This is a genomic window from Rhizobacter sp. P3_B12 (assembly GCF_056402895.1).
Genome location: NZ_JBFUGN010001130.1, coordinates 1 through 1836, shown reverse-complemented (window position 1 = coordinate 1836; position 1836 = coordinate 1). Strand labels below are relative to the sequence as shown.

Sequence of the window (1836 nt, the reverse complement as noted above, 5' to 3'; positions counted from 1 at the left end):
GGTCCGAGCCGAGCAGCACGATGCAGCCGGCCAGCCACAACCCGGGCGCCATGCCGGCGCCCCAGCGCAGCAGCGCGGCCAGCACCAAGCCGCCGGGCAGCCAGGGCAGCGGCGAGACCAGAGTGAGCAGGGGAATCGACAGCCCCCAGCGACCGAGGGCCAGGCATGCCAGCGACGCCAGCACGGCCTGCAAGGCCCAGACGCTCAGGCGCGTGGACGGCAGCAGGATGACGGGCAGGGTGGGCTGTCGGAAAACGGGCACGTGGGCGTCGCGAGGAAGCTTTGAATGTAGCCCGCGACGCTTCCGGCGGGCTGGGCCCGATACCCCGCAGATGCGGGTATCGGTCAGCCGATGGAATCGATACGGATTTCCGGACCCGGCGTTCGCCGGATCAGAGGGCGAAGTCTTCGAGTTTCTTGCCCGCAGCGACGGCCGCCTTCAGCCATTTGGGTTGCAGGCCGCGACCGCTCCAGGTTTCGCCGGTGGCATTGTTGCGGTATTTCGCCGCCACCTTGCCACCCTTGCTGGCGCCGGATTTGCCACCCGTCTTGGTGCCGCCTTTGCCGGTCAGGTCGGAAGCCGACAGGCCGTATTCATTCATCAGCGACTTGACTTTGGCAATCGCGTCCTGGCGTTCACGCTTTTGCGTGGCTTCGATTTCCTGCTCGAGGGCAGCCTTCTTGGCGAGCAAATCCTGCAACGTGGTCATCGATGGTTTCCTGTTTGAACCCGGCTATATGTGCCGGCGCGGGAATTCTATTCAGGAAACCCTGAAATGCCAAGCGAAACCCCGCGGCAGGGAATCTGTCAGTTTCAGGGGGTCGGGGGCACGTATCCCGCGGGCTGTTCGACGCCTTCGCCGAAGAAGAATCGCTCCATTTGCCGGGCGAGGTACTGGCGGGCCCGCTGGTCGGCCAGGTTCAGCCGGTTCTCGTTGACGAGCATGGTCTGGTGCTTCATCCAGGCGGCCCAGGCTTCCTTGCTGACCTCGTTGTAGATCCGCTTGCCCAGTTCACCGGGATAAGGCGCGAAATCCAGGCCCTCGGCCTCTTTCTTCAGGTAAATGCATTGCACCATTCGAGCCATGACGTAACTCCAGTCGATCTGTTTGTAATGTCGTGAAACGAAACCAGCGGATCAGGCCAGTTTCTTGACGAGAACCTGGGAGCGCCGGTCCCAGTTGTATTTGCGCTTGCGGGCCTCGGGCAGCCAGTCGGGGTCGACCTGCTTGAAGCCGCGCTTGATGAACCAATGCATCGTGCGGGTGGTCAGCACGAAAATGCTGTCGAACCCGGCACCGCGTGCGCGCTGTTCGATGCGCTTGAGTATTTTCTCGCCATCGCCTTGCCCTTGCACATTCGGGGACACCGTCAGCGCGGCCATTTCGGCGGTATGCGCCTCGGGATACGGATACAAAGCGGCACATCCGAAGATGACGCCGTCATGTTCGATGACGGTGTAATGGTCGATATCACGCTCGATTTCGGTCCGGTCGCGTTTGACCAGGGTTCCGTCCTTCTCGAACGGCTCGATCAGTTGCAGGATGCCGCCGATGTCGTCGGAGGTGGCTTCGCGCAGGCTTTCGAGTTTCTCGTCGACGATCATCGTGCCCACGCCATCGTGGGTGAACAATTCCATCAGCACCGAGCCGTCGACCGAGAACGGCACGATGTGCACCCGCTCGACGCCGTCTTCGCAGGCCTTCACGGCGTGCTGCAGGTAGAACGCGGTGTCGGTCGGCTGCATCGGGTTGGGCAGGCCGGCGAGCAGCTTGCGGGCGTCGGCCAGGCCGAGCTCCTGGTCGATCTCGCTGTCGGGGTCGAGCGGGTCGAGCG

At 63.2% G+C, this 1836-nt stretch carries 4 protein-coding genes; all 4 read right to left on the bottom strand.

Translation table 11 applies throughout. The annotated features are described in order from the left end of the window. On the bottom strand, nucleotides 1-262 hold a 262-nt coding region (locus AC1D01_RS32930; RefSeq protein WP_477873686.1), incomplete at its 3' end, for a hypothetical protein. Nucleotides 263-392: 130 nt separating this feature from the next. Beyond that, nucleotides 393-710 (bottom strand): H-NS histone family protein, encoded by a 318-nt coding sequence (locus AC1D01_RS32925; RefSeq protein ID WP_477873685.1) that lies wholly within the window; start codon nucleotides 708-710, stop codon nucleotides 393-395. 104 nt (nucleotides 711-814) lie between these two features. Then, entirely contained in the window at nucleotides 815-1087 is a 273-nt protein-coding gene (locus AC1D01_RS32920) for an oxidative damage protection protein (RefSeq protein WP_047508941.1), read from the bottom strand. Between the two features lie 51 nt (nucleotides 1088-1138). After that, nucleotides 1139-1836 (bottom strand): amino-acid N-acetyltransferase (gene argA / locus AC1D01_RS32915; protein WP_477873684.1); only part of this gene is annotated, 698 nt, incomplete at its 5' end.